Raw genomic sequence first — 866 nt, forward strand, 5'->3', positions numbered from 1 at the left:
CCTGCTGTAATTGCCCCGGACTGTGCGAGTTGGTGAGCTAGAAGTCCGCCGATCTTTATGCTGCCGATAAGAAGTATGGCTTTGCCACTAAAATTGCCGCGCGATCCCGTGTTTCGACAATAGATGTACCCACGGGGCAAATGTCCCCACCCCTGTGTCTCACAGGCGTGCCGATTTTCGTCAAGGGCTGGTGGGGCAGGGGACGGGTTTTGGCGAACAAGGCTGTTCACGTGAAAACGATGGATGGCGACTGTCTGCCAAAAATTGGCGGAACGCGGACTTCACTGCCCTAACCGGACCGTCGGCTTTGCGCCTCATGTCGGCCATAGATGCAGCAGCAATCAAGGTGGCCCTACCGAACTGCCCTGATCGCGGGGTCGACCGCACCGCCGACCGGGCTGTAGCTTCTTTAGACCTCGGATAGGTTTTGGCGCTATCTATCGGAAAAAAGGAGCCGAAGTCATGATCGAGATCTGGCAGTCACTCCTCGCCAATCTTGCACTGGTCTCCATCCTCGTGGTCGCCTGGGACCTTGTGGCGGACTTCACCGGGCGCCTTTCGAAGCGGATGCAGTCGCTGCTTCTTGGCGTGGTCATGTGCGTGGGCGCGATCATTTCGATGGCGACGGCGTTGTCCGTCTCCGGCTTCGTCGTCGATCTGCGCGCCGCCTTCATTGCTGCGGCCGCGTTCTTCGGCGGATGGCCGGCAATGCTGATCGCCACGGTCGGCTCCATTGCCTATCGCGTCCATCTCGGCGGGCAGGGCGCCAGCGCCGGGGTCATGGGTATCCTCATCACCGCAATCGTCGGTATCGCGTGGCATCACATCGTCGCGGCCCGTTCGCGCACCATGTACGACATATTCGG

1 protein-coding gene is annotated in these 866 nt (G+C 60.0%); it reads left to right on the forward strand.

Features of this window, described 5'->3' with window-relative positions; translation table 11 throughout:
* Nucleotides 1–462: 462 nt before the first annotated feature.
* Nucleotides 463–866, forward strand: a 404-nt coding sequence (locus tag EOA22_RS35535) for a LytS/YhcK type 5TM receptor domain-containing protein (protein ID WP_281040823.1), incomplete at its 3' end; no start/stop codon positions are given.

This window comes from Mesorhizobium sp. M7A.F.Ca.US.014.04.1.1 (genome assembly GCF_003998745.1).
GTDB classification, from domain to species: domain Bacteria; phylum Pseudomonadota; class Alphaproteobacteria; order Rhizobiales; family Rhizobiaceae; genus Mesorhizobium; species Mesorhizobium ciceri.